Origin of the sequence: Streptomyces sp. NPDC016309 (genome assembly GCF_043077235.1) — a bacterium.
Lineage (GTDB): Bacteria > Actinomycetota > Actinomycetes > Streptomycetales > Streptomycetaceae > Streptomyces.
The window spans coordinates 244,095-270,185 of sequence record NZ_JBIBSG010000006.1 but is presented as its reverse complement, the minus strand read 5'-3'; the positions used below and the strand labels follow the sequence as shown (position 1 = coordinate 270,185).

The following is a 26,091-nucleotide window of genomic DNA, read 5'->3' as shown; positions in this document are numbered from 1 at the left end:
AGCGTACCGATCCTTTGTTCAACTTTCAAGAAGCCGTAGAGTGGGATACATGGACACGGCAACCAACGGCGGCAACGAGGGGCCGCGCTGGCTCAGCGACGACGAGCAGCGCGTCTGGCGGGCGTACCTGCACGCGACCACGCTCCTGGAGGACCACCTCGACCGGCAGCTCCAGCGCGACGCCGGGATGCCCCACGTCTACTACGGGCTGCTGGTCCAGCTCGCCCAGGCCCCGCGCCGCCGCATGCGGATGACCGAGCTGGCCAAGGACGCCAAGATCACCCGCTCCCGGCTGTCCCACGCGGTGTCGAGGCTGGAGAAGAACGGCTGGGTACGCCGCGAGGACTGCCCCTCCGACAAGCGCGGCCAGAACGCGTACCTCACGGACGAGGGGTACGAGGTGCTGAGGCGGAGCGCCCCCGGCCATGTCTCCGCCGTACGCCAGGCGATGTTCGACCGGCTCACCCCGGAGCAGGTCGGCCAGCTCGGCGAGATCATGCGCGTCATGGCCGAGGGCCTCCAGCCGACCTGCCCGGACGCCGACCTGCCCTGGCTGCGCTAGAAAACGTCTCGCCGATCGTGCCGGCTCGCGGCGCCCGCTCCCTGACCCGGCCCGATCGACACGACCCCCAGGGGGTGTCAGGTCGTCAGCAGCACCCCCGCGTACGACGCCGCCGCGACGAGCACCCAGGCCGTCAGGCCCAGCACCGCGACCCGCGCCCCGGTCCGCGACAGCGTCGGCAGGTGCACCGCGCTCCCTAGGCCGAACAGGGCGGCGGCCAGCAGCAGTTCCTGGGCCGTCCCGGCCGCCTCCAGGGCCGCCCCGGGCAGCCACCCGGTGGTGCGCAGCGCCACCATCGCCAGGAACCCGGCGACGAACAGCGGCACCAGCGGCGGCCGCCGCCCTCCCGGCGCGGTACGGCCGCGGCGCCGTGCCGCCACCACCATGGCCGCGACCAGCGGGGCCAGCAGCGCGACCCGCATGAGCTTGACCAGCACCGCCTCGCCCAGCGCGGCCGGGCCGGCCGTCTGCGCGGCGGCGACCACCTGGCCCACGTCGTGCACGCCCGCCCCCACCCACCGCCCGAACTGCGCGTCGCTCAGCCCCAACGGGCCGTGCAGCAGCGGCAGTACGGCGATGGCGAGCGTGCCGCACAAGGTGACCAGGGCGACCGAGGTGGCGGCGTCCTCCTCGTCGCTGTCCCGCACCGCGCCGACCGCCCCGATCGCCGACGCGCCGCAGATCGCGTAGCCGGTGGCGATGAGCACCGGCCGGTCGCCCGGCAGGCCCAGCCGGCGCCCGAGCCACCAGGTACCGCCGAAGGTGGCGGCCACGACGGCCAGCACCATGGCGACGGTCCGCCAGCCCAGGCCCATCACGTCCGACAGGCTCAGCTTCAGCCCCAGCAGCACCACGCCGACGCGCATCAGGCGCTTGGCCGCCAGCGTCAGGCCGGGCCGGCAGCCGCCCCGGACGCGGTCGCGCAGCCACGGCGTGTGCGCGGCGGCGACCCCGAGGACCACGGCCGCGGTGAGCGGGGGGACGGCCGGTACGGCGAGGTGCGCCAGCCAGGCCGCGCCGACCCCGCCGGCGGCCAGCAGCAGTCCGGGCACGGGTCCGGGGCCCGGCCGCGCCCCCGTGCTCCCGGTGGCGGCGGGGCGGACGCGTGGGCCGACGAGCGTCATCAGCGGTCCGCGGGCAGGCGGTAGACGCGCCGGACGCTGGTGCCCAGGCGCGTGATGTCGGCGCCGTAGACGTGCAGCGACAGGGCGGTGCGGTCACCGCCGTTGCGTACGGCGTGGATGTCGCCGGGCGGGGCGAAGGCGGCGACCGCGCCCGGTCCGTTCACCACGTCCTCGGTGGCGAGCAGCCGGGCGGACGCACCGTCGGGGACGAGCTGGTAGCGCCGTTCGTGCTCCTCGCCCCGGTGGACGCCGGTCGCGCACCACGCGACGTGGTCGTGGATGGGTGTGCCCTGTCCGGGCAGCCAGACGAGGGCCACCACGGAGAAGCCGCCGTCCGGTTCGGCGTGCAGGACGTGCTGGCGGTAGTGCGCGGGGTCGGGCTCGCACTGCGCCGGGGTGAGCAGGTCGGACGCGCCGAGGTGCGGGGCGAGGCGTTCCGCCACGAGCCGGGCGGTCGGTTCGGGCGGGAGACCGCGGTCCACGGTCTCCCGGATCCCGGCGACGAGGGTGCGAAGGCGTTCGGTGGTCGGGCCGGCAGCGGCAACGGGGGTCGTCGTCATGGCCGCAGCGTCCGCCGGGCGCACGCGGGGCGTCCAAGGAGGGTTCTTTGCCCCGTACCCAAGGAACGCTTATGGGTGGGGGCGGGTGGTTCAGCAGCCGACCTTGGACTCCGCCACGGCGGCGATCTCGTCGAGCATCAGGGCCGTCGCGGGGATCCTGAGGTGGTCGCGGAGGACGTAGGCGTAGACCTGGCGACGTGTGTGCGGCTCGACGACCCGTCCGGTGACCTTGTCGTGGCAGAGGAAGGACAGCACCAGCGCCGGGACCATGGCGATGCCCACCCCGGCCGCCACCAGGCTCTGCATCACCAGGTTGTCGTCCGTGGTGCAGGCGATGTCGGGGCTGAAGCCCGCCTCGGCGCACGCGTGCAGGAAGTTGGCGTTGCAGCGCGCGCAGCCGGCGATCCACCGCTCGTGCGCCAGATCGGCCAGGTGCACCGCCTTGCGGCGGGCGAGCGGGTGCCCGGTGGGCAGGAGCACCGTCAGCGGGTCCTCCAGCAGCTTGAACTCGTCCAGCTCGTCGGGGACGTCGACCCGCAGGCCCGGGTAGCTGAAGGCCAGGGTGATGTCGCACTCCCCCCGGGCGGCCATCCGCAGCGACGCGGGCGGTTCGCTCTCCACCAGTTCGACCCGTATCCCCGGGTGCGCGGCCGCCATACGGGCCATCGCCTCCGGCAGGATCGTCGCCCCGGCGCTGGGGAAGGCGCACACCCGCACCCGGCCGGAGCGCAGCCGCGCTATGGCGTCGATCTGCTCCTGGGCGGCGGCCAGGCTGTCGAGGATCGTCCCGGTGTGCCGGGTCAGGGCCTCCCCCGCCTCGGTGAGCCGGAGGCCGCGTCCCACCCGGGTGAACAGCGGGGTGCCGACGTCCCGTTCGAGCGCCTTCATCTGCTGGCTGACGGCCGGCTGGGTGTACCCGAGGGAGCGGGCGGCCGCCGTATAGGAACCGGTCCTGACCACTTCATGGAAGGTCTTGATGTACCGGGAGTCGAACACAGCCGCAAGCATAAGCAGAAATTGGGGTACGAAAAGAGGCGCTCCCCGCCAATCCTGCGGCGGGGAACGCCTCTTGACGGCGAACCGTCAGTGCGCGACCACCGGGATCAGCAGTTCGTCCTCGACCTCGCCGCCGCCGGCGGCGGCGGTCTGCGAACCGGAGCCCGGCCGGCCGGTGTTGATGAAGGTCACCGCGATCGTCGCGGACACCAGCAGGATGCCGACCGCCCACCAGATGGCGGCGGAGTAGCCCTCCACCATGCCCTGGAGCTGGAGCAGCTTCTGCGCCTGCGGGGTGGTCGCGGCGGCCGCGTGGTCGGTGAGGTACGCGGTGGTCGCCGACGCGGCGATGGTGTTGAGCAGCGCCGTACCGATCGCGCCGCCCACCTGCTGCGAGGTGTTCACCATCGCGGAGGCGACGCCCGCGTCCCGGGCCTCGACGCCGTGCGTCGCCAGCGACATGGCCGGCATGAAGGCCGTACCCATGCCGAGGCCGAGCAGGAGCTGCGCGGGCAGGATCAGGCCGGCGTACGACGAGCCGACCTCGAGCTGGGTGAGCAGCAGCATGCCGGTCGCGGCCGCCAGGAAGCCGGGGCCCATCAGCAGCCGGGGCGCCACGCGGGTCATCAGCCGGGCACCGATCTGCGTGGAGCCCGTGATCATGCCGGCGATCATCGGCAGGAAGGCGAAACCGGTCTTGACCGGCGAGAAGCCCTTGACGACCTGGAGGTAGTACGTGAGGAAGAGGAACAGGCCGAACATCGCGATGATGGCGAGCCCCAGGGACAGGTAGACACCGCCCCGGTTGCGCTCGGTGATCACGCGCAGCGGCAGCAGCGGCGACTTCACCTTCGACTCGACGGCGAGGAAGGCGGCGAGCAGCACGACGGAGGCGACGAACATGCCGATGGTGCCCGTGTCGGACCAGCCCTCCGACTCGGCGCGGGTGAAGCCGTACACCAGCGAGACCAGGCCCAGGGTGGACAGGACGACGCCCGGGATGTCGAGCGGCGAGCGGTTGCGGCCGCCGGCCGGCTCGCGGATCACGAAGTAGGCGCCCGCGGCGGCGACGACGGCGAAGGGGATGTTGACGAAGAACGTCCAGCGCCAGTCGAGGTACTCGGTGAGGACACCGCCGAGGATCAGGCCGACGGCGCCACCGCCACCGGCGATCGCCCCGTAGATGCCGAACGCCTTGGCGCGCTCCTTGCCGTCGGTGAACATCACCGCCAGCAGGGACAGCGCGGCGGGCGCCAGCAGCGCGCCGAAGGCACCCTGGAGGGCGCGCGAGCCGAGCAGCATCGCCTCGCCGCCGGCCGCGCCACCCAGCGCGGAGGCGGCGGCGAAGCCCAGCAGGCCGACGACGAAGGTGCGCTTACGGCCCCACAGGTCGGCGATGCGGCCGCCGAACAGCAGCAGACCGCCGAAGGCGAGGGCGTACGCGGTGATGACCCACTGCCGGTTGCCGTCCGAGATCCCCAGGTCCACCTGGGCGGAGGGCAGCGCGATGTTCACGATCGTCGCGTCGAGCACGACCATGAGCTGGGCCAGGGCTATGAAGACCAGCGCCTTCCAGCGGCTGGGGTCGGGACCGGGCCCGGATCTGAGGTCGGCGGGAGCGGGAGCGGACGGGGTTTTCGGCATGGGAACAGCCACCTAAGCACTCGGGACGGCGAGGAGAGGGAACGGGCGAGGAACGACGTGAAGGAAGGGGGTGAAGGAAGGGGGTGAAGGGGGCCGGCGGCCGCGAGCGGCTCAGGGCTCGCGGCGGAGGTCCTCCAGGGTCGCGGGCGAGCCGGGCAGCTCGGAGCGGGCGGGCGCCTCCAGGCCGTCCAGGAAGAGCTGGAGGTGGCGGTGCACGAACCGGTCGAAGCTCGGGCACGCGGAGCCCGGCAGTGGCCGGGTGAGCTGGGACAGACCGATCAGCAGATCGCCGACGGCGACGTCGGTCCGCAGCCGGCCGGCCGCCTGCGCCCGGTCGAAGAGCCGCTGTACGGCCTCCTCCAGGCGCCCGCGTTCGGCGAGCAGCTCGGGGTGGTCCCGGTCGAAGGCGCCGGAGAGCATCGGGCACAGGGCGCCGATCCGCTCGTCGGCGGCGGCGTGCGTGAAGCGGCGCAGCGCCTCGAAGGGGTCGGCCTCCTCGGCGTCCGCCTCCAGGGCCCGCTCGGTGGTGCGGGACATGACGGACAGGACCACCTCGTGGACCAGCGTGCCCCGGTCGGGGAAGTGCCGGTACAGCGTGGCGTTGCCGATGCCGGCCCGGCGGGCGACCTCGTCGAAGGGCACGTCGGGCCCGAACTCGACGAACATCTCGCGGGCCGCCGTCACGATCCGCTCCCGGTTGCGCTGGGCGTCCGCCCGGGGGCGGCCGGCGCGGGACGCGGGGCGGGTGGCGGTGTCGGCGGTGCTCGTCACGGTCACTCCCTTTCTCGGAACGCAAGCGGGGAGTAGTTCCCCGCTTGTCGCGACACAGGGGTAAACGGGGATGCCGTCCCCGCTTACTCCCGTTCCGGCTGTGACCTGCGCCACTCACACCCCCGCTCCCGCGCCCACTCCCATTCCCGGCGGGTAACCCACGATCGGCCGCACCCGGCGGGCGCCCTCCCGCCGCGCGGCAGAGGCTGATCGGACGGAGAGCAGTCCGGGCCCGGCCGGCTGCCGCGGACCGAAGGCGATCAGCACGCATGCAGCAGACCCGCCGGCGGATACGCAGACCGGTCGCACTGGGCGCGGCCGCCACCACCCTGGCCATGGCCGGGCTCGCCACGGCGAGCTCGACCCTGCCGGACCCGACCCGCGCTTCGGCCGGGCCCGCCGCCGCCCGGTCCGCCGCCGACGCACCGGGGCTCGCACCGTGCCGGATCAGCACCGCCCTGGGGGTCCAGCTCTCGGAGGGCATACCCACGGGCCCGGTGTACGCCCGATCCACGGGCGAGATCCGGGCCCTGACCCTGATGGTCGACTTCCCCGACGCCCCCGGCGAGGGCCCGGCCATGAGCCGGTTCGCCGAGTTCTTCCCGCAGACCACCGACTGGTTCCGCGTCAGCTCCTACGGCCGGCTGCGCTACCGCCCCGAAGCCCCGCTGCCGGACTGGCTGCGGATGCCGATGCCCTTCGACTCGTACGGCATCGAGCGCGGCTCACCGTACGAACCCGGCTACCGGCAGCTCGTCCAGGACATCGTCACGGCCGCCGACCCGAAGGTCGACTTCGCCGACTACGACCTGGTCAACATCCTGGTCACGCCGAACGCGGGCCCGTCCGCCCTGGACACCGTCCTGTCCGTCACCTTCTCCGGCAACAGCGAGGCCCCGCACGCGGACGGGACGCCGCTCGCCAACACGTCCTTCGTCTACAGCCGCCAGGACGACGGCTCCGGCACGTACCACGAGACGGGCTTCCGGGTCCTCCCCCACGAGAACGGCCACGTCTTCGGCCTGCCCGACCTGTACACGACCGAGGGCGGCGGCGCGGTGGGGCACTGGGACATCATGTCCGAGGACTGGGGGGCCAACAACGACCTGCTGGCCTGGCACAAGTGGAAGCTCGGCTGGCTCGACGACGGCCAGGTCCGTTGCGCCTCCGCGTCCGGCAGCCGCGAGTACACGCTCACCCCGCTGGCCACCAAGGGCGGCCCGAAACTGGCCTTCGTCCCGCTGACCCCGGAGTCCGGGTACGCGGTGGAGGTCCGCACCCGGGAGGGCAACGACGAGGCGGTGTGCGAGCCGGGGGTGCTGGTCTACCACGTCCAGGCGGACGTCGACACCGGACAGGGTCCGGTCACCGTCGTCGACAGCGACCGCGAGAGCGGCGGCTGCACGCGCCGCCCGAACGTGCACGCGGAACTGTCGGACGCCCCGTACCGCCCCGGCGAGTCCTTCACTGACCGCGAGAGCGGCGTGCGCATCACGGTGCTGTCCGAAGACCCCGGAACGGGCACCTACCGCATCCGCGTCACCCGCGCCTGAGCCCGGCCCCGGGCCGGCCGGCGCCCGCGGGCGGGCGCGTGAAGACCCGCCCCGGCGGTCGCGGCCCCCGCGCGTGAAGACCCGCACAGTCCCGCGCAGTCCGGCACGGCCCCGCGCAGTCCCGCACCGGCCCGCACGGCCCCGCACAGGCCGCCCGCACGGCCACGCACAGGCCCCCGGCCGCCAGGCGCCTTCCTAGGACGCCGCCCGCACCCGCGCCTCGACGGCCGGGCGGAGGTCGCGCTTGAGCACCTTGCCGGTGGCGTTCCGGGGCAGCGGGCCGTCCTGGACGAGGACGTGGGCCGGCACCTTGAACGCGGCCAGGCTCCGCGCGACGTGCGCCCGCAGCTCCTCCGCACCGGCCGCCGCGCCCTCCCGGAGCCGTACGACGGCCGCGACCTCCTCGCCCAGTTGCGGGTGCGGGACGCCGAGGACGGCCGCGTCCAGCACGTCGGGGTGGTCGTACAGCGCCGCCTCGACCTCCCCGCAGTACACGTTCTCGCCGCCCCGGATCACCATGTCCTTCAGCCGGTCGACGACGCTGACCCGCCCGTCGTGCACGGTGGCCAGGTCACCGGTGCGGAACCAGCCGTCGGAGGTGAACGCGGCGGCCGTCGCCTCCGGGTCCTCCCAGTACCCGCGCACCAGGGACTGGCCGCGCAGCCACAGCTCACCGACCTCGCCCTCGGGCAGCGCCCGCCCGTCCGGGGCGGCGATCCGCACCTCGGTGACCGGGGTGGGCCGCCCCACGCTGCCGGGGAAGCGCCGGTAGGACGCGCCGAACGCGGCCAGCACGCCTCCGCAGGTCTCGGTCAGCCCGTACCCGTTCCGGGGCTCGACGCCCCGGGGGCAGCGGGCGACGATCCCGGGCGGGGCGGCGGCACCGCCGGTGTTGAGGTGGGCCAGCGACCCGAGGCCGCCGTCCCCGGCCGCGTCCAGCAACTGGAGCGCGGTGGTGGGCACGCCCGCGTAGTGCGTGACGCCGTGCCGGTGGATCAGCTCCAGGGCCTTGGCGGCGTCCCACCTGTGCATCAGCACGAGCGTGCCGCCCGCCGCCATCACCGCGTAGAAGGAGGTGAAGGCGGCGACGTGGAAGAACGGGAAGGTGGTCAGCGACACCGGCGCGGGGCCCTGCCCGGGGATCTCCCCGCGCTCCAGCGCGGCCGCGGCGGCGTGGAAGCGGGGGTTCGCCGCGGCCCCGGCCTGCGCCAGGTGCGTGGCGACGGCCCCCTTGGGCCGGCCGGTGGTGCCGGACGTGTAGACGATGGTGGCGTCGTCCTCGGGCCGGACCTCGACGTCCGGCGGGCCGAGCGCCGGATCGGCGGCGGGCAGGTCCTCGTACCGCTCGAAGCCCTCCTCGGCCTCCCCGTGGAAGACCAGCGCCGCCACCCGGTGGCGCCGCGCCCAGTCCCGTACGCGCTCCACCCGCTCCCCGTCCACCAGCAGCACGCGCGGCCGGCAGTCGTCGAGGGCGTAGGTGAACTCGTCCTCGGTCCACCAGGCGTTGAGCGGTACGGCGACGAGCCCCGCGAGCTGGGCGGCCCAGAAGGCGACCTGCCACTCGGGATGGTTCCGCATCGCGACGACGGCCCGGTCGCCGGGCCGCAGCCCGTAGACGTCGGTGAAGCGGCGGGCGAGGGCGCAGGCGGCCGCGAAGAACTCTCCGTAGGTGTAGGTCCGGCTGTCGGCGACGAGGAAGGGGCGCTCCCCGTACGCCCAGGTGACCTCGACGAACTCCCGCAGCGTGCGCGGTCCGTCGGCGTACACGCGCCGTCCGTCCTCGGTCGTCACGACCGCGAAGGGCGCCCCGGGCGCGGTGAGGCGCGCGCCGGGATCCGGGGCCGCGCCCCGGTCGGGGACCCGCCCGTCGGGGCCGGGCCCGGGTGCGGGCGCCGGGGAGCGGTGGGTGGACGGATCGGTGTGCGGCACGATCGCCTCTTCCTAAGCGCTTGCTCAGTCCTTCGGGCGACGCTATGCGCCCGGACCGCGCCCCGTCAAGGTCGTTGTAGTCACCACGTAATCCTGCCGCCCACCGGCACCCCCCTGAGCGCCGCCTAGGCCGCCGACACCGAGTGCGCGGGCGCGGGCGACGGGGCGAGGACGGGCCGTACGACCTGCCACATGCGCCCCAGCCACTCCTGCGCCGTCTCGCGCGGGGTGGGCAGCGCCTCGCCGAAGGCCATGTCGGCGCGCGTACGGGCCATCGTCTCGGCGCCCACGATCACGGACATGACGAGCGCCGCGGCGGAACGGGCGTCCGCGCCGGGCAGCGCCGTGCCGTCAGCCTCGGCCCGCCGGAGGGCCTGGAACAGGCTGCCGAGCCAGTTGACGTGGCAGTGCAGCGCCGGGTCCTCCGGAGTCTCCAGTTCACGGGCGAGCCGCACCCCGGCCCGGGTGACCACATCGCTCTCCAGCAGCCCCACCAGGGTGTACGTCATGTCGACGACCGACTGGAAGGCCGGCCCGCGCCGCTCGGCGCACACCTGGAGCGCGGCGCCGGAGGTGGCGCACGCCTCGACCTGCACCGCACGGGCCAGATCGGACTTGGCGGCGAAGTGGAAGGACAACGCCCCCTTGGTGACCTGGGCATGATCGCTGATCACCGCCAAGGTAGCCCGTTCGTAACCGACTTGGTCGAACACCGCGGCGGCGGCCCTGATCAGATTCGCCCGGGTCCGTTCGGCCCTCTCCTGCTTCGCCACAACCCCACCCTTCTCACGGGCACGACGGTAGAAACCAACCTTTTGGTTTGTCAACGGCGCGCAAAAGCAGCGGGTGTTCACGTCGAGACCCGCCCGAGCGGTCAGTTTGCCACCCGGAGGCCCGATCAAACAAACCACCTACGCGGTTCTTTCTTTTCTACCGCCCCAGCAGTCCCTCGGGCCTCATCAGTCACACCAGCCCCGGTACCTCACCCCGCCGACGCGGCCGGAGTGAACGCCTCCGCGTGCGCCCGGGCCCAGTCGGCGAAGGAGCGCGGAGCGTGCCCGGTGGCCTCCCGGACCCCGCTGCCCACCCCGGCCTTGGCCCCGTCGCGCTGGCGCCGGGCACCGTCCAGGAGCGCCCGCACCAGGGGCTCGGGCCACCGGGCCCGCCACCGCTCGACCGCCTGGTCCTCCGTCAGCTCGACGAACCGCAGCGCCCGGCCCGTCACCCGGCCCAGGATCTCCGTCTGCTCGCGCGCGGACAGCGGCTCCGGCCCGGTCAGGGCGTAACTCCGGCCGGCGTGCCCGGGTTCGAGGAGCGCCCGTACCGCCGCGTCGGCCACGTCACGCGGGTCGACGCACGCGTTGCGCCCGGAGCCGTGGAGGGCACGCACCACCCCCTCGTCCCGTACGGAAGCGGCCCATCCGAGCGCGTTCGACATGAACGCCCGGGGGCGCAGCAGGGTCCAGTCGAGTCCGGACGCCAGCAGCCGCTCCTCGTTGTCCCGTTGCCAGCGGGTGAGCGGGTCCTGGGCGCCCGCGTCGAGGACCGCCAGGGCGGAGAGCTTGACCACCCGGCGCACCCCCGCCGCACGGGCGGCGGCCAGGACGTTCTCGTCGTGCTCGGGCCGCAGGGGGTCGGCGGTGACCACGAACAGGGCGCCGGCCCCCGCCAACGCGCCCGTGAGCCCGTCCGGGTCGCCGAAGTCGGCGCCCACGGCCCGCCCCGGCAGCCCCAGGCGCGCCGCCTTCGCGGGATCCCGCACCAGGAGCCGCGCCTCCGCCCCGCCGGCGGCCGCGATCCCCCGGGCGACGAGCCGGCCGACGGTACCGGTGGCGCCGGTGACGGCCACGACGGGCCGGTCGTCCCCGCCCCGCGTCATGCCGCCTCCCCCGCCCGCCGCAGCCGCTCCCCGCGCGCGACACTGGCGTCGACGCTCCCGGCCGTGCCGGGGGCGGCGATCCCGGGCAGCAGACAGCCCCACATCTCCGTGACGCGCCGCGGCAACTCCCGCCGCCCGTCCACCTGGCGCGAGTAGAGCTGTACGCCGGTGCACGCCCCCACCACGAACCGGGCGATCACCTCGGGGTCGGCACCCTCCCGCAACTCCCCCCGATCCCGCGCCTCCCGCAGGTACCCGGCCACCAGCTCGTGCCACCCCTCGAACGGCGGCCCTTCCGCGAACCCCTCCCCGTCGAGCGCCAACTGCATCCCCGCCCGCACCAGCGGATCCTCCTGGAGCCGCCGCGCCCACAGCAGCGTCACGTCCACCAGCCCCTGGAGCCCCCGCGTCTCCAGCATCGGCACCACGGCATCCCGCTGCGCCTCCACCACCGCCTTGGCGAGCCCCTCCTTCGACCCGAAGTGGAAGTACAACGCCCCCGCGGTCAGCCCGGCCCGCTGCAAGATCTTGTTGATCCCGGCCCCGGCGTACCCGTACTCGTCGAACACCTCCGCGGCCGCCCTCATCAGCACCCACCGCGTCTGCACGGCCCGCTCCTGCTTGAGCTGCGCCATCCCTGCCCCCGTTCTCAAAACAAACCGAGCGCCCGCTACCGTACTCCCCCAAACGATCTTCCCCACCCCCTGCACCCGCCTGTCCCACCCTCCCCACCCCCACCCGCTACACTGACGCCGGTGCCGCCACGGCACCACGCCTCCGTAGCTCAGGGGATAGAGCACCGCTCTCCTAAAGCGGGTGTCGCAGGTTCGAATCCTGCCGGGGGCACAAGGGCAAAGGCCACACCTAAACGTTTAGGTGTGGCCTTTTGACATCCAGGTCTGACATCAACGGCGGCGGTCACTCACGGCCGGGCCGCCTCTTGAGCAGCCGGTCCATGTGACTGATCGCCTCACGCTGCGTGTCCTGGACGACGTGCGTATGCACGTCCATGGTGACGGATGCCCGAGGTCCGCGCGGTTCGGCTGCTGGACGCCCTGGACGGGGAAGGCCCGCCCGTCCAGAGCCATGACGGACGCCACCTGCTCCCAGCGCGGTAGAACTTTCCCTACTTCTTCAAGGCACCCGCCGCGCACAGCGCGGCGCGCGCGGCCCCCTGATCATGCTCGGCCCCAGACCGGGCAGGCCGCCGGCCAAACCCACTCCACCGACCTCGCGGACCGGATCCGGCCAATCTGGTGCAGCACTGGGGGGAGTAACTTCGATTAATTGCGAAGTACGGCAAGCTAAAGCAAGCTTGGGCAAGATTAAGTGCAGTACAGATCGCCAGGGGAAAAGCCACAGGGTCGCCCCATTCAGGGACATCGTCGCAGTTCAGGAAAGGTAGTCCGCGCGACCGCCGGGGTGCGGTGCAGGTAACTCGGCATCGAGGTAGCCGAAATCCGCTAGGTCTGAAATTCGTGCTGCGGCCGTCAACATGCATTGTTGCTACGGTTTTTCATGTCAGCACGCAAAAGCCCGCCGCACTGCTGCGCCTCCACAGCAACCGCAGTACGGGCGGGCATAGACACCCACGAAAGAGGTATCCCTTTGAGTCTCCCACACCTGTCTCCGCCACTAAATGCGGATCTTCGACTCTGGCTCATAGTCGTTGTCCTGCTCCTCGCCGTCACGCACGCGCCCACCGCAGAGATCTGTACTGGTGTGATCGACGTGCTCGCCCTGATGTCCCCGTCAGCGGATTGGGGTCCGCGGCCGAGTAGCCTCCCTGGGTATCGCCCTGGAACTCAGCAGCGTCGTACCGCAATACGAGCAACCACCCGCAGCCGATACCGTCCCTCCAAGGCCTAGAAGTAGCCGCTATGACCGTTCAAGACCGGCCTCGCTAGGGTCACGGGTCAGAGGGTGATCGTGCCCGATCCGTGCCCGCGGGTGCGGCAAACCACGGTCAATAGCGGGTGCCAGATCGAGCTCAACGGTTCGACCTGGCACTCCTTGCCAATGGTCAGGGCAGTGCTAAGGCCGGAAGGCGCAGTGATTCCCAAGCCCATGGCGTCGTCGCCTCGGGCTAAGGTAGGTTGCGCCCCATGTCCGCAGCTCCGCCCGCGTGTCCTGAGTGCGCCCAGACGATGAGGGCCGGCGGCCTGGTCCTCTCCGGCCGGGAAGATGATGGCGCGCGAGCCTGCCGCATGCTGTGGCGCTGCCCCGCTCGGCACATCTGGTGGAAGTGGGCGGACCGTCCGGACGACCCGCTGGAGCCCTGTCCGCACCCCCAGCTCTTCCGATCCTGACAGCCACGGCTGACATCAGCGAAGGCGCACAGCCGCATCCGCGGGCGACCCAACACGGCGGCCGGACGCCCCAGCGTGCGTGTGGTACAGCGCCCTTTGATCGAACTCCTAAAGCGGTGGCTTCCTGACCAGCGGCAGCGGCCAGCCGGCGCAGGCCACCAGTGCGCTGCCATCCTCGCTAATGAAGAGCAGGGTGGTCCATGTCCGATCCGGAGCATCGATAAGCCCTGTGCGCACGGGCTGGCCATGTTCGAGGATGAGCTGCACTGCTCGTTCCAGCCCAAGAGGTTCGAGTCCGTGCACCCGCATGCGGTGAAGTCGGCGCTTGAAGACTCCGGCATGCTGGCCTGCGGGTTGTGCCCGGTCCGCCACCCAGTAGGTGGCGCCGCTGCGGAGGGTGGCCAGAGCTATCACGGACACCTCGTCATCAACGGTCAACAGTGATTCCAGCACATGCCGTTCCATGGTCACCCCCGCTTGGATCCTGAGGTACAGCAGCCGGGTACCGCAACCCCGGCAACCGCCCCTGCACGGTGTCGTCCTTCCGGGCCCGCCCAGCGGCCGGTACGGCCGTTGTTGACCGGTCCGGCTAGAGCTACGGGGCAGAAGGTGGCCGTGCCCCCGCCGTGCCCGATCGAGCGGGAGAGCACGGGGAACACCAGGCAGTCACGGCACGCAGGCATGAGAGCGGCCCCCGACCGGACGTCCAGGTCAGGGGCCGTTCTCGCTGTTTTCCGGTGGATCAGATGGCGGCGGGCGCCTTCCTGTACCAGTCGGTGATCACCTTGGTCAGGTGGACGATGTTCTGCTGGCGCATGATCGGCGAGGAGGCGTTGGGCTCGAAGTCCTCCTTTGCCCCGGTGGTGAGCCAGATGCTCTGGTCAGTGACCGGGGCGCCCATGTGGCGGTCGAGCCGCTTGAAGAACTCCTGGACGTCGCCGTCGTCAACCCCGTCCTCCTTGAGATTGCGGTAGACGCCACCGAGGACGCGAAGCATGCCCACGGAGCCGAGCAGTGAGGACGTGCGGAGCTGCATAGCCTTGGTGGGAGGAGCCGGCGGCTCGTTCTTGCGCTTCTCAGAGAGGGAGGGGTGGTAGTTGTCGATGTCCTCCTCAGTGATCGCCGCCAGGTCGGTGAAGGCCGTGGAGATGACGTCTAGGAAGCTTCGGACGCTTTCGATCACCTCGTTGTCGGTGAGGGACTCGACCTTCTTGTTCACGCGCCCACCGGGACCGGCGATGACGGAGCGGGTGATGTCGGCGACGTGCTTGGCGCCCATCAGGTTGCGGTTCGCCAGGGTCATGCGGTCGCGCTCAATGTCGATTTTTCCCGCGAAGAGGGGGTGGGCGACGATGTCGGTGAGCGTGCGATTGGCGATGCGCGAAGTGTCGAAGCGAGCCCGAACGGCGCCGGAGATGCCCTTGGCGTTGTCGGCGACGTCGACGAACATCTGCTGCCCGCGGACGCCGTCGACCTCCACGTAGATGTCGACGCCGATGAACTCCGCCTTGAGGCGCTGGAGCCGGAGGATCAGAGCCTCGCGCTCCTCATCAAGCTTCTGCTTCTTGGCCTCGTTGGCACGGACCGACTCACGGTCGATGCGCGCGATGTCGTCGGTGATGCGCTTCTTCTCCAGGTGGACCCCGAGCACACGATGCTGGCCATCGATCGTGATCAGGCGCCCGATGCCGCCGATGGCCCACGGGACGGTGAGGTATCCCACACTCCCGTCCGCGCTGATCGGCTCGAAACGGCAGCCGCCAGTGTCGCGGATGAGGAGGGCCGGGGCCACCCAACCAGGGTTTTCGGCGAGGTAGTTGCCAAAGCCCTTCGCGTGGTTGGGGTCGACGCGGCGGTTGTCCGGGTCGGGCTTGGCCGGGTCCGGGATCGTGAGGATAACCGGGAGCTCGGACAGAGGGATGCGCGTCGTGTAGACCGTCCGTCCCCCCTGTGTGGTCCGAATCGCCAGATAGGTGGACTCCTCACGCGTCAGCGACAGGCGAGAGGGGTCAACGGTGATACTCACCTACAACATCCTTTCTGGCCAAGCGACTTGTTGTCCGGCCTCAGTAAGACGCAACCGTAGGGCGCTTGCCGAATCTCCACCCAGATAATCCGCTAAGTGGCACGTTTAGTGCATTGGATGTCAAATTGCTTTGGTGTGGTGTCGGTAGTTGATCAGGTGGTGATGAGCGTGGCCTGTTCGATGGCCTCCCGCTCGCATCCGCACACGGGGGTCTGTCGTGTAGTGCTCCTCCGCCAGACAGGTGCGGCGTCACGAGGGCTAAGCGCTACGGCATCGTGGGGCCGCCTCAGGGCCGTCCGGGGTCGACCCGGTGGTGACAGTCGGTGACAGTCCAACTGCAGGAGTGAGTTGCAAAGTCAGCTCACGCGCTTCTGGCATGGACGAGCTGGCCCGGCGGCGGCGCGCGGGGCTGGTCGACCGCCTTGAGACGCTGATGCGCGCGAGTCCGAACCCGCAGGATGAGCGGCTACTACGGGCAAAGGGTCCTCAGCAGCGACGATCTCGCGGAGATGGGCGAACTCAAGGACGTCCGGCGAGCCGCCCGGGAGGCCGGGCGCCGTCTCGGCCGGAAGACCGTTACCCGTCCGGTCGGTGGCCGGCTCTTCCCGCTCGACGAGCGGATTGATGGAGGCGCGGGGGCGAGGAGATCACCGTCGAGCAGTCGGACGAGGACGTCGTCGGAGGGTGCGCGCACCACACGCCCCGTCGGCGGTGCCGGAGCAGCCGACGGGGCGATCCGTCAGGAGGACGTCAGTCCTCGTCGGGGTCGAGGACGCGGCCCTTGAGCTTGACCGGGTTGGCGGCTCCCACCTTGAGTTGGCCGTCGGTGTAGCGGCCCGGTGTCGCGCCGTCGACGGCGGTGACCTGGGCCGCGTAGCCGAGGGCCTCCTGGTTGGTGGACAGGGACGGGTTATGGGTGAAGGTCAGTGTGCGGCCTCCGTCGCCGAGGGTGCCCTGGATGGTGCTCAGGTTGCCCTTCGCCTGGAGCGTGTTGGCATCGTGGTAGGACCAGGAGAGCCAGCCGGTGAACGCGAACCCCGTGGGCGCCTTCAGGGCGAAGGTGACGTCGCCGGGGTTCACCGGGTTCGGGACGGTGCTGAGGATGCCGAAGCTGAGGTGGGCCGGTACCCCGCCCGGTGCGTCCTCGACGATGCCTTGCTGGAGGACGTACAGCTTGCTCTCGGATCCCGGTTCGACGGGGGCCTGGATCTGCGTGGCCATGGTTTTCCCTTCTGTGGATGGTGGTGTCCGCGAGGGTGGTCCCGCTGGTCGCGGGCTCGGGGACCGGGCCCGCTCACGGGTCGCCGGGACGGTGACGGACGTCACGGGCCGGGCGACTGGAGCGGTGTCGTCGGGGCGTGGCCGGCCAGGAGCGGGCCGAGGACGATGAGGGCGCCGAGGGCGATGTCCTCGTAGAGGTAGAACCCCGCCTCCAAGGGGGGCAGCTCGGCATCGGTGCCCTCCGCCGCGGATTCCGGAGCGGTGGCGAGTCCGGTGTCGTCCCGAGTGGTGGGTGTGCCGAGCAGGTCGGTGAGGTCCTGTGCGGCCCCCAGGACGGCGGTGCGGGCGGTGGTGACCAGCAGGCGCAAGGGGAGGCCGAGAGCGGCGGCGGTGCGCTGGCCGGGGACGAGTCTCATCGCGTCGGGGGTCTCCGCGGTGGCGGCGGCGATCCACTGGACGGGCAGGGAGCAGGTGGAGACGATCCGCTCGGTGGGCATCAGGGGCGGGGGATCGCCGTCGACCATGAGGTCTTCCCACTCCATCAGGTCGAAGAGGAACTGGCCGCCTTTGTAGAAGGGCCAGGGCCGGATCGTGTCGAGGAGCAGTCGGGCGCGTTCGGGGGCGTGGCGGCGCAGCGCCACGCCGTGCCGGGCCAGGGTGCACAGGCACTGGCGCAGGCAGTGGTTGACCTGGTCGAGGAAGGCCAGGGCCCGGTGGTCGGTCGGGGTCAGCGGGCCGGTGGCGGCCGGATCGGCCGGCGGGGGCGGGGTCGTGGTGGTCACAGCGGCCTTGAGGTGACGTAGTGGGCGATCTGCCGCAGGACGGCTTTGCCTTCGTTCTCGGGGATGATCTGCAGGTCCTCTTCGAAGCGGGCGATGCCTTCGGCGGCGAGCCGGTCGGCGAGGTCGGTGGCGTACTCGATGGAACCGTGCCGTCGCATGGCGGCGAGGAGTTCCTCGGCGTGCTGCTGGGTCTTGTCGGTGCGGCGCTGCCGCAGGACCTCGAGGAGGCGGGGGCGCTCGTGGGTGCGCGCGGTGCGGAAGAGGTGGATCAGCATCACCGTGCGTTTGCCTTCGAGGAGGTCGCCGAGGGGTTCCTTGCCGTAGAGGGCCTCCTCGCCGACCAGGTTCAGGATGTCGTCCTGGATCTGGAAGGCAATGCCGATCAGGCGGAACGCCTCGTCGAACCGGCCCAGCACGGCCGGGTCGGTGACACCGGCGCAGACGGCTCCGATGCGGCACGGACTGATGCAGGTGTACCAGCCGGTCTTCTTCGTGCTCATGGTGAGGTAGGCGTCGTCGCTCTCGGGGACGACCTCGTGTCGGATCCAGCCCAGCTCCATGGCCTGGCCCTCGATGGACTCCCGGCACATGTGCATCGCCTCGTGGATGAGACCGAGGGTGCGGACCAGGCCGAGCGTTTCGAGGTTGGACAGGACGGCGTCGACGGCAAGCAGGTTGAGGCCGTCGCCAGCGTTGACCGCCAGACCGGGGCCGTGCTCCTCGTGCATGGTCGGCAGGCCGCGCCGGTGGGTGGACTCGTCGGCGATGTCGTCGTGGACGAGGAAGCCGTTGTGGAACAGCTCCAGCGCGGCGGCGGCGCGCACGGCGTCGTCGGGGCGCCCGCCGAAGGCGGCGCAGGTGGCGATGGTCAGGGTGGGCCGCAGGCCCTTGCCCTGCCGGGTGGGGTAGGAGCGCATGAGGTCGTACAGCTCGGCGCGCGGTTCCCGGTCCGGCAGCAGCCGTTCGATCTCCTCGTTGGTGCGGGCCCGGCACCGCTGCATGGTGTCCATCAGGTCCGCGTCGCGGACGGTGTCCTCCAGCGACCAACTGGTGCTGGTGCGGCCGTCCCACAGCAGTCGCGGCGCCCGGACGGTGGTGTCGCCGATCAGCGCGAGCGGTGCGGGTACGTCATCGGGGGAGCGTCGGGCGAGGAAGTCCAGCGCCGTCCAGTCGACCGGGTCGGCGGCCGACTGCGGGGCGGCGGACGCCGCGCCGCCCCACAGGTAGGGGGCCTGTTCGCGGTAGGCGCCCCAGAGTTCTTGCATGCTGCGCAGGCCGGCCGCGCGCTGGGACAGCAGGGTGAAGGCGCGCCACACGGCGAGGGTGTCGTCACGGGAGCCGCGGACGTCGAGGCTGTCGGGGAGGACCTGTTCGACGGGAGGGCGTTGCAGGTCGAACAGCAGGTTCATGGCCCGGTTGTCGAAGGCGACCTCGACGTCGGGGTCGGGGCAGCGGTCCTGGGTGACGACGATCCGGCTGTGCCGTGCGGTGAGGGTGGCGTGGCTGCCGTCGTTGAAGTGCAGGCCGAGCCGGATGCCGCGCAGTTGGTCGGCGGCGGCGGCGAGGACGGCCGGCGCCCGGTCGGACAGGGCGGCGACGGTCTCGTCCAGCAGCCGGGCGCCCGTGAACGCGGGCAGGGTCTCAGTCACGGGCGCCACCGGCGAACTCCACGATGCCCTTGGTGCGGAACCCGATGCGCCGCCCGCCGATGCGGCCTTCCACGGTGCACGGGCCGAGGGTCTCGTGCACGCTGAACGGGTGCAGGCTCGTCTCCGACGGGTTGGCGATGCGGCCCGCCGTGTGCGAGCGGAAGTCGAGGACGAGGCGGTCGTCACCGAGCCGGGCGGTGATCAGCAGCCGGCCGGGCACCGCGGCCATCGGCGGGGTGCCCAGTACGTCCGCCAGCGGTGGCACCATCGCCACCCGGTCGCGGTCCAGGGTGCCGCTGACCGCGACTTGCAGATTGCGCCGCGGGAAGTGGCGGATCATGCGTCCCTCGTGCCACAGCATCACCGACCCGTTGGCCGCGTCCGCCGGACGCGCGGGCTGGAGCAGGGTGAAGACCACCGCCGAGGGCGGGGCGGCATCGGCCGGTCCGGAAGGGTCGTTGACGAACCCGAACACCCAGCCGCCGAGTGTGGGCCAGGACCAGCGGCCGCGTACTCGTTCGTGGTAGCCGAGCAGGTCCGTCTCCGTGGTCGTGCCGTCGCCGTGCCGCAGGGTGCCGGTGCCCAGGACGCCGGGCTCCGACTGCCACCGCAGGTGCTCGTCCTCACCGAACGGCGCGCACTGCGAGGTGCACGGTCTGCTGGTACGGGTCAGCCGTACGTCGATCGCCGGCGCCGCGGACCGGGCCGCCACCCGGAAGACGCCGGGCTCACCGTGCGGATGTGGTAACCGGAAGGCCGACCAGGGCAGTTCGGGCTGCTCGGCGTTGAACTGCGTCGCGCTCCAGCCGTACCCCTCCTGGTAGACGAGGAGAATCGCCATGTGCTGTCCCTCGGCCGCCGTACCGGTGCCGCTGCGGCGGCCGCCGGCCGGGGCGCCCGGGTCCGCGAGGACCGTGCCGCTGGAAGACCCCAGAACGGAGAGGTTGGCGATCAGAGCCTGTCGACCGCACCGGGACAGGAACGCGTAGTGCAGCCATCTGCGGTCGAGCGCATGGGTGAGCGGGGCACGCGGGAAGGGGCCCGGAAGCCCGAGCCTCGGGAGGGTGGGCGTGAACACGGCTCGAACGCTAACTCACTGATTCCGATTTGTTGCCATCTGTAACCCCTCGAATGGGTGACCCGGGAGCGCAGAAACCTTCACTCATATGCCGACCGTGTGAACGCCAAGAGCCGCCCATGGCGGATGGTCCGCCACGGACGGCTCTCGGCCCTGCGCGTGTTCCCGCTACTCCTCGTCGTCTCCGAGAACGCTTGCCTTCAGGCGCACTTCCGGCCGGCCCGAGATCACCGCCCGTCCGTCGGTGTACCGGCCCGGCTCGGCGTCCGCCAGGGACCGGACGCCGAGCATGTAGACCAGGGCCGCCGCCGGGTGGCCGGGAGCGTTCAGGCGGGGCTCGTCCGTGACGGTCAGCGACCGGCCGTCGTCCCGCACGGTCACCGCCGGTTCCCCACCAGGGAGCACCGTGCGGTCCTCGCGGTAGTACGTGCAGGTCACCCGGCCGTCGAAGACGAATCCCGTCGGGGCCGTGAAGTGGTGTTGCACCCGTCCCGGAATCCAGGGATCGGTGGAGGAGACCCGTACGTGCAGCAGTTCGCTTCCGCCGCGCGGGGTCTCCACGCCGACCTCCTGGCGGACCAGCAGTCGCGCGGCGGCCGTGGCCTCGGCAGCGCCGTCGCCGACCTGCGCGCTCTCGGCTCCGCGGTCCGGCTCCGGTGTCGGCTCCGGTTCCGGCTTCGGTTCCGGTGTCGGCTCCGGGTCCGGTGTCGGTTCCGGTTCCGGCTTTGGTTCGGGTGTTGGCTCCGGCTCCGGCTTTGGTTCGGGTGTCGGCTCCGGTCGCGGCTTCGGCTTCGGTTTCGGCTTCTCGGCCGGTCCCTGCTCGATGGTCGGCGAGGGAACCGTGGCGAGGGGCAGAGCCACGATCCGGTGGTGGAAGTTGTCCACCACGAGCAGCCGCCCGGCCGGATCCACGGCGAGGCCGCACGGATAGGCCAGCGCGGTACCAGCGGCGGTACCGGCGCCGGCACCGGGTCCTGCCGTCTCACCGGCCGTCGGCTCCGGCCCCACGGCGACGCTGGCCACTCCGTCGGCCAGCCGCCAGACCCGGTGTCCGTTCAGGTCGGCGACGTAGACCGCCCCTCGGCCGTCGACCGCCACCGCGCACGGGGCGCTCCAGTCGACGGCCGTGGCGTCGCCGTCCCCGCCCGGCGGGCCCGCCAGTACCCGGAGCGTCCCGTCCGTGCCCAGCAACAGCACCCGTCGGCCCGCCGGATCGGCGATGTACAGCTGCCCGGCCGGGTCGACTGCCAGGCCCGCGGGCAGGAACGTCTCACCGGCGTCGGCCGCACCGGAGCCGCCGGACCGTCCGGATGCCGCGACGACCGTGCTGATGACGCCGTCGCCTCTGATCCTGCGCACCCTGGGGCTGCCCGCTTCCCCGATGTACAGCGATCCGGTGCCGTCCACGGCCAGGGCGCACGGGGCGTCCAGCCGGGCACGGACGGCGGGGCCGCCGTCGCCGTCGCCCTCGTCGCCGTCACCGGCGCCGCCGCCGCGGGAGCCGTCTCCCGCGATGGTGTCGATGACTCCCGAGGGCCCGATCCGGCGGACCCGGTGGTTCATCTCGTCGGCGACGAGCACCCCTCCGTCCGGGGCGACAGCGAGTGCGGACGGAAAACCCAGACGGGCCCGCACCGCGTCCCCGCCGTCCCCCGCGAAGCCCCGCAGCCCGTCCCCGGCGACCGTCGTCAGGGTGCCCGAGCCGTCGATGCGGCGGACCCGGTGGTTGGCGTGGTCGGCGACGAGGACCGCCCCGCCCCCCACCGCCACGTCTGCGGGGAACGCCAACCGCCCTTCCGTTGCGGGCCCGCCGTCCCCGGAGAATCCGGCGGTGCCGTTGCCCGCCACGGTGCTCAACGGTCCGCCCGCGGCCGAGGAGGAGACAGTCTTCCGCTGCCGCGCCGCGGCCTTCGCCGTCACGCCGTCACCGCCCGGTACGGGCACGGCCGGACCTCGGTGGCGCCCCGCGCCCCCCACTTCCACGGCCAGGTCTCCCGCATGTCCGTCTCCTTCCGAGCGGTCGTTGGCATTTCCCCTGCATACCGGCTGGGCCGGTCCCGCAGGAGCAGCGCACCGAGCGCTCCACCCGCACGGGGGAGGAGCCGAGCGGGACGCACGGCGACGGGACCCGCCGGGAACGAACAGCAGGGGATCCGGCACCCCCAGCCGGACACGGGCCTGCCGCACTCCGCGCCCTGAGGCCCGTGCGCCTCGGCTTCACTCGAACCAGCGACACAGAAACGATCCGGCACTCGTGAACGGGGGTACGGCGGCATATCGCCCGTGGCCTTGGGCCAACGATGGATCTGGATGACGGTCCAGTGCATGCCGTCATGCCTGTGCGACGCAGCGACGCCCCACCCGACGCCGTCGGCGGCGTCCCGCTCTCCGTCTTCCGGACACCGCTCCCCAGGGCGTCCCGCGTTCGGTGCACGGCACGGTACGCGATGCGGGGAGCCACCGGCCGCCCGGGAGCCGGGGCGGCCCGCTCCAGGACGTCTTTTCCGTCGCACGCTTCGACCACAGCCACAGGAGGACGCGGAGATGACCACCGACGTGCAGTCCAAGAGGGAAGCCTACAAGCGGGGGGAGGACCAGGGACGCGCCGACGCTCTCGCCGGACGCCCGCACGCCGACCCGCCGCGCGACGGCACACGCGGCGAGAAGGACCAGTACGCGAACGGCTACGACTGGGGTTACGAGCAGGGCCGGGCGCAGAAGCTGGACCTCGTGGTGTGGCAGGAAGGCGGCGTCGAGGACGCCCCCGGCGGCCTCGGCACCTCCGTCAACATCTGCGTCCGCACACCGAACTGGAACGAGACCGTCGACGCCGGTGAACGCGAACACGTCTTCACCGCCCCCACCGGATTCCGCTGGAACGGCGTGGTGGGCGCCCAGTACAAGCGCATCGACCGGACGACAGGCGGCAGCCTGCCCCCCATCCGGGCCACGGTCAGCGACGACGGGCGCACGCTGACCTTCACCTACCACGTGCACCTGAACACGAACGACGAGGACAAGGACTGCCTCGCCTACACCTGCGGCCTCGAAGCCGTCGAGGGCGCCAGTCCCGGCCGCCGCACCGACGGCACCGCCCGGATCGGCACCGCGCCGCCGGCCAAGCTCAAGGCCGAGGTCATCGAGGACGAGGACTGAGAGGGCAGGGATCGGACACCATGACCACCGTCGTCACTTCCGGCGTCTTTTCGTCCACGAATCCGGCCGTCTCGCCGGTCAACGGTCTGGGCACCCCGGACATCAGGTGGGGCAGCAACAACTCGCAGAGCGGGTACCAGTTCCGTGGCGCGGCCGCGGACGTCGAGCTCGACGGCACCGAGTTCGTCATCGGCACCTTCGTGCACCGCAACGTCCCCACCGTCGTCAACCCGAGCCAGTTCGACGTCCAGCTCTCCATCAGCGTCATGTTCGAGGACGGCAGCACGACCAACCTCGGCTTCACCTTCCATCACAACGAAACACCCAACAACACGGGCACCAGTCCCGCGGACGACGACCTGGTCGACCTACAGACCTTCGTCCACCCCCAGCCCGTCACGATCGACGGCAAGCAGTACCGGGCGGTCCTGAGCGGGTTCAAGCGCAACGGTCAGATCGTCCGGCAGTTCCGCAGCCCGGAAGGCGGCATCAACTTCGCCGAGGTCGTCTGCATGTTCACGCTCGAGGAGCCCGACGTGATCATCTCCGGTCTGCGCTACCTGGGCACCGGCGCGGGCCAGCCCGACGAATACGTCGAGGTCTTCAACCGGGGCGCCGCGCCCCAGGACCTGACCGGCTGGACCGTGGAGAGCAAACCCACCGGGCGTTCCTTCCCCTTTCCCCCGGGGACGGTCATCCAGCCCGGTCAGCGCTACCGGGTCTACACCAACGAGACCCATCAGCAGTTCGGTGGTTTCTCCTTCGGCTCCTCCGGGGAGGTCTGGCGGGACCAGGGCGGCATCGCCCGCCTGGTCGCGGACGACGGCTTCGTCGTGGACCAGCAGCCCTACCTCGACAAGGGCTTCAACAAGACCGGCGCGCCGTGAACAAGCCTCGCCGGCCCGTCGGGTACCGGTGAGGGCCACTGTCTCCGCAGCTCGCGGCCCCGCCCAGGAAGAACTCCTGAAGCGGGTGTCGCGGGTTCGCATCCCGCCGGAGGGCACCAGCGAAAGGACCCCCGGACCGATCACGGTCCGGGGTCTTCGGCATCCACTTCCGCATCAACGGGCATGGTCACTGACGACCACGCCTCCTGAGCAGCCGGTCCATGCGGCTCATGGCGCTCCTACCCGCGCCAGGTCCGCTGAGGCCGCGCCCCTCCCGGCCTTGGCGGGTGGAGCAGACGATCGGATCCTGTGTCGGTGAGAAGCCGTTCGGTCTGCGGGGACGGGTGGTGCAGCCGCAGGGACGTGTGGTTCCGGGCGGCGTGCCGTGACACGTCGAGGAAGACGCGCAGGCCGCTGCTGTCACAGCGGTCGACGGTGGTCAGATCGACGTCGATGAGGGTGATGCCGTCGTGCAGGCACCGTTCCAGGGCGGTACGCACCCGGGGTGCGGTGGCGGGGTCGATCACACCGGCCAGGGTGACCAGTGCCCGCCCGCGCCGGTCGTGCCGGTAGACGTTCAGTCGCGGAAGAGTCATGACGCCTCGGTTCGGATGCTCGGATGGCTGGGTCCAGGGGTAACGACCGCGCCCGGTTCAGTGCCCGGATGTACGTTCCGGGAACACGGCGGTGAGCGCCGCGCCTCCCGGCGGCAAGGAGCGATGGCCGCGTGAATCTGGAGGACTCCCCCCTCCGGGCGGCGGCCGGCCGGACCCGGTTCCGCCGGAACGCACGCGGACCGCTCCGGCACCCCCGTCCGTCACGGTGTGAGGGTTGATCACCTCCTACCGGCCGGCCCTCGCCGGCCTCAACCAGGCCGTGGGCCGAGCACCGCTCCGCCACACCGGCGCAGTCACCAGCCGCGTCGGTTCAGTCCTGGATCGGCAGGTCCGGGTGGGTGAGGAGGAAGAGCAGGTAGGCGACGGCCGCTGCGGTGCCCGTGGCGGAGAGGGCCAGGGCGAGCAGCGGCGGGGTGCGGGGGTGGCCGAAGCGCGAGGCGGTGCGGAGGTCCAGGAGGGAACGCACCAGGCCGGTGGCGCCGAGGGGGAGGGCGAGGAGCCACACCAGCATCCAGAACGGGCAGCAGAACCAGATCGCGACGGAGGTGCCGCCGCAGATCATCGCGACGTTCCGGGGCCGTGGCGCGCCGGTGGGCGGCGAGGGGTGGGGGCTGCTCATACGGTGATCCCACCACGTGGCTCCGGGGGCCCGTCAGCCGCGGCAGGTGAGGCGGAGCTGGGAGGCGGCGTGGTGGGCGCCCAGGAGGGTGCGGGAGCCCCAGTCGCGGCCCCGGTCGGTGAGGCGGACCGTGAAGGTCGGGGACTTGACGGGGTAGGCGCCGACCTGGACCAGGGTGCCGCGGTGGATGGTCTGGAGGACGCCGAAGACGGCGTACGTGGATGTGGGGTCCGCCGGGTCGGCGAGGACGCGGTACACGGTGGGGTCACCGGCGACATCGATGTCACGTGCGCCCTTCGGAACGTACACCGCCAGCGCGCACCGCTTGTACGCCGTGCCGACCGGCCACGTCCACGTCGCCGAGCCCGTACCGTCCCGGTCGGAGCTGCCCGACATCGGCAGGGCGGTGAACCGGCCGTCGCACCCGCCACCCCGGAAACCACCGGTGGGCACCGTGTACCAGGCGGCGTCGCCGTTCTCCAGCCGGCCCTGCTCGCGGTAGGCGGCCTCGGTCGCACACCCCGGACCCGCCCACACCGTGTACGTCGGCGGGCGCGTCGGGGCTATCCGGGACGGCAGGCTCCGCTCCGGCGGCCGGCCGCCGTCCCGGCCGGGGTCCGGGCGGGCGTCACCGCCCAGCAGACCGACCGAGGCGATCAGACAGCCCGCGGCCACGACGGTTCCCGCTGCCAGCACAGTTCGTACGCTCACCATGCGCGACCACTATGC

Annotated in this window: 23 protein-coding genes, 2 tRNA genes and 2 pseudogenes; 7 read left to right on the top strand and 20 right to left on the bottom strand. The window is 71.9% G+C overall.

Translation table 11 applies throughout. The annotated features are described in order from the left end of the window. The first annotated feature begins 49 nt into the window (after positions 1–49). The gene (locus ACF068_RS17570; protein ID WP_392275123.1) at positions 50–562 is read left to right on the top strand and encodes a MarR family winged helix-turn-helix transcriptional regulator; all 513 of its coding nucleotides are present in this window, start codon (positions 50–52) and stop codon (positions 560–562) included. A 77-nt stretch (positions 563–639) separates the two neighbouring features. Here the strand turns inward: ACF068_RS17570 and ACF068_RS17565 are convergent, their stop codons facing one another. From ACF068_RS17565 to ACF068_RS17545, 5 genes are all read right to left on the bottom strand, one after another. Continuing rightward, the gene (locus ACF068_RS17565) at positions 640–1,686 is read right to left on the bottom strand and encodes a YeiH family protein (protein ID WP_392275122.1); all 1,047 of its coding nucleotides are present in this window, start codon (positions 1,684–1,686) and stop codon (positions 640–642) included. Then, positions 1,686–2,246: a cysteine dioxygenase gene (locus tag ACF068_RS17560; RefSeq protein WP_392275121.1), complete on the bottom strand. Its 561-nt coding sequence runs from the start codon at positions 2,244–2,246 to the stop codon at positions 1,686–1,688. Before ACF068_RS17560 ends, ACF068_RS17565 begins: the two co-directional genes overlap by 1 nt. Before the next feature lie 90 nt (positions 2,247–2,336). After that, positions 2,337–3,242, bottom strand: a complete 906-nt coding sequence (locus tag ACF068_RS17555; protein ID WP_392275120.1) for a LysR family transcriptional regulator — start codon at positions 3,240–3,242, stop codon at positions 2,337–2,339. A gap of 87 nt (positions 3,243–3,329) precedes the next feature. After that, the gene (locus ACF068_RS17550) at positions 3,330–4,886 is read right to left on the bottom strand and encodes an MFS transporter (RefSeq protein ID WP_392275119.1); all 1,557 of its coding nucleotides are present in this window, start codon (positions 4,884–4,886) and stop codon (positions 3,330–3,332) included. A gap of 111 nt (positions 4,887–4,997) precedes the next feature. Beyond that, the gene (locus tag ACF068_RS17545; protein WP_392275118.1) at positions 4,998–5,657 is read right to left on the bottom strand and encodes a TetR/AcrR family transcriptional regulator; all 660 of its coding nucleotides are present in this window, start codon (positions 5,655–5,657) and stop codon (positions 4,998–5,000) included. A 269-nt stretch (positions 5,658–5,926) separates the two neighbouring features. Here ACF068_RS17545 and ACF068_RS17540 point away from each other — a divergent pair, with 269 nt between their 5' ends. Further along, on the top strand, positions 5,927–7,210 hold the full coding sequence (locus tag ACF068_RS17540; RefSeq protein ID WP_392275117.1) for a M6 family metalloprotease domain-containing protein: 1,284 nt from the start codon (positions 5,927–5,929) through the stop codon (positions 7,208–7,210). A 195-nt stretch (positions 7,211–7,405) separates the two neighbouring features. On the opposite strand, the gene ACF068_RS17535 is transcribed toward ACF068_RS17540, so the two are convergent. From ACF068_RS17535 to ACF068_RS17520, 4 genes are all read right to left on the bottom strand, one after another. Further along, complete coding sequence (locus ACF068_RS17535; RefSeq protein WP_392275116.1) at positions 7,406–9,139, bottom strand: class I adenylate-forming enzyme family protein; 1,734 nt, start codon at positions 9,137–9,139, stop codon at positions 7,406–7,408. 125 nt (positions 9,140–9,264) lie between these two features. Continuing rightward, a complete protein-coding gene (locus ACF068_RS17530) occupies positions 9,265–9,912 on the bottom strand; it encodes a ScbR family autoregulator-binding transcription factor (protein WP_392275115.1) in 648 nt (215 codons plus the stop codon). Between the two features lie 209 nt (positions 9,913–10,121). After that, entirely contained in the window at positions 10,122–11,018 is an 897-nt protein-coding gene (locus tag ACF068_RS17525; protein ID WP_392275114.1) for an NAD(P)H-binding protein, read from the bottom strand. After that, positions 11,015–11,653 (bottom strand): ScbR family autoregulator-binding transcription factor, encoded by a 639-nt coding sequence (locus ACF068_RS17520; protein ID WP_392275113.1) that lies wholly within the window; start codon positions 11,651–11,653, stop codon positions 11,015–11,017. Before ACF068_RS17520 ends, ACF068_RS17525 begins: the two co-directional genes overlap by 4 nt. A gap of 138 nt (positions 11,654–11,791) precedes the next feature. On the opposite strand from ACF068_RS17520, the gene ACF068_RS17515 reads away from it, so the two are divergent. Next, positions 11,792–11,864 (top strand) — tRNA-Arg (locus ACF068_RS17515). Positions 11,865–11,936: 72 nt separating this feature from the next. Here the strand turns inward: ACF068_RS17515 and ACF068_RS17510 are convergent. Then, positions 11,937–12,038, bottom strand: a pseudogene (locus ACF068_RS17510) (oxidoreductase); the annotation flags it as partial. On the opposite strand from ACF068_RS17510, the pseudogene ACF068_RS17505 reads away from it, so the two are divergent. Then, positions 12,035–12,136 (top strand): annotated as a pseudogene (locus ACF068_RS17505) (NUDIX hydrolase); the annotation flags it as partial. The pseudogenes ACF068_RS17510 and ACF068_RS17505 overlap by 4 nt on opposite strands. A gap of 1,299 nt (positions 12,137–13,435) precedes the next feature. On the opposite strand, the gene ACF068_RS17500 reads toward ACF068_RS17505, so the two are convergent. The 7 genes from ACF068_RS17500 to ACF068_RS17470 form a co-directional block, all read right to left on the bottom strand. After that, a complete protein-coding gene (locus tag ACF068_RS17500) occupies positions 13,436–13,792 on the bottom strand; it encodes a hypothetical protein (RefSeq protein WP_392275311.1) in 357 nt (118 codons plus the stop codon). Between the two features lie 277 nt (positions 13,793–14,069). Then, a complete protein-coding gene (locus tag ACF068_RS17495; protein WP_392275112.1) occupies positions 14,070–15,353 on the bottom strand; it encodes a DNA sulfur modification protein DndB in 1,284 nt (427 codons plus the stop codon). A gap of 750 nt (positions 15,354–16,103) precedes the next feature. Next, entirely contained in the window at positions 16,104–16,574 is a 471-nt protein-coding gene (locus tag ACF068_RS17490) for a hypothetical protein (RefSeq protein ID WP_392275111.1), read from the bottom strand. A 101-nt stretch (positions 16,575–16,675) separates the two neighbouring features. Continuing rightward, positions 16,676–17,356, bottom strand: a complete 681-nt coding sequence (locus tag ACF068_RS17485; RefSeq protein ID WP_392275110.1) for a hypothetical protein — start codon at positions 17,354–17,356, stop codon at positions 16,676–16,678. After that, on the bottom strand, positions 17,353–19,005 hold the full coding sequence (locus tag ACF068_RS17480) for a polyprenyl synthetase family protein (protein ID WP_392275109.1): 1,653 nt from the start codon (positions 19,003–19,005) through the stop codon (positions 17,353–17,355). The genes ACF068_RS17485 and ACF068_RS17480 overlap by 4 nt, the downstream gene beginning before the upstream one ends. After that, positions 18,998–20,083 (bottom strand): hypothetical protein, encoded by a 1,086-nt coding sequence (locus ACF068_RS17475; RefSeq protein ID WP_392275108.1) that lies wholly within the window; start codon positions 20,081–20,083, stop codon positions 18,998–19,000. Before ACF068_RS17475 ends, ACF068_RS17480 begins: the two co-directional genes overlap by 8 nt. 168 nt (positions 20,084–20,251) lie before the next feature. Further along, positions 20,252–21,871 (bottom strand): serine/threonine protein kinase, encoded by a 1,620-nt coding sequence (locus tag ACF068_RS17470; RefSeq protein WP_392275107.1) that lies wholly within the window; start codon positions 21,869–21,871, stop codon positions 20,252–20,254. 756 nt (positions 21,872–22,627) lie between these two features. On the opposite strand from ACF068_RS17470, the gene ACF068_RS17465 reads away from it, so the two are divergent. The 3 genes from ACF068_RS17465 to ACF068_RS17455 all read left to right on the top strand — a co-directional run bounded on the left by ACF068_RS17465 (position 22,628) and on the right by ACF068_RS17455 (position 24,245). After that, entirely contained in the window at positions 22,628–23,239 is a 612-nt protein-coding gene (locus ACF068_RS17465) for a hypothetical protein (protein WP_392275106.1), read from the top strand. Between the two features lie 20 nt (positions 23,240–23,259). Continuing rightward, complete coding sequence (locus ACF068_RS17460; protein WP_392275105.1) at positions 23,260–24,126, top strand: choice-of-anchor K domain-containing protein; 867 nt, start codon at positions 23,260–23,262, stop codon at positions 24,124–24,126. 33 nt (positions 24,127–24,159) lie between these two features. After that, a tRNA-OTHER gene (locus tag ACF068_RS17455) sits at positions 24,160–24,245 on the top strand. 120 nt (positions 24,246–24,365) lie between these two features. Here the strand turns inward: ACF068_RS17455 and ACF068_RS17450 are convergent. The 3 genes from ACF068_RS17450 to ACF068_RS17440 form a co-directional block, all read right to left on the bottom strand. Continuing rightward, positions 24,366–24,722, bottom strand: a complete 357-nt coding sequence (locus ACF068_RS17450) for an STAS domain-containing protein (protein ID WP_392275104.1) — start codon at positions 24,720–24,722, stop codon at positions 24,366–24,368. A 331-nt stretch (positions 24,723–25,053) separates the two neighbouring features. After that, positions 25,054–25,362: a hypothetical protein gene (locus tag ACF068_RS17445; RefSeq protein WP_392275103.1), complete on the bottom strand. Its 309-nt coding sequence runs from the start codon at positions 25,360–25,362 to the stop codon at positions 25,054–25,056. Between the two features lie 33 nt (positions 25,363–25,395). Further along, positions 25,396–26,076: an adhesin gene (locus tag ACF068_RS17440; protein WP_392275102.1), complete on the bottom strand. Its 681-nt coding sequence runs from the start codon at positions 26,074–26,076 to the stop codon at positions 25,396–25,398. Between the last annotated feature and the right edge of the window lie 15 nt (positions 26,077–26,091).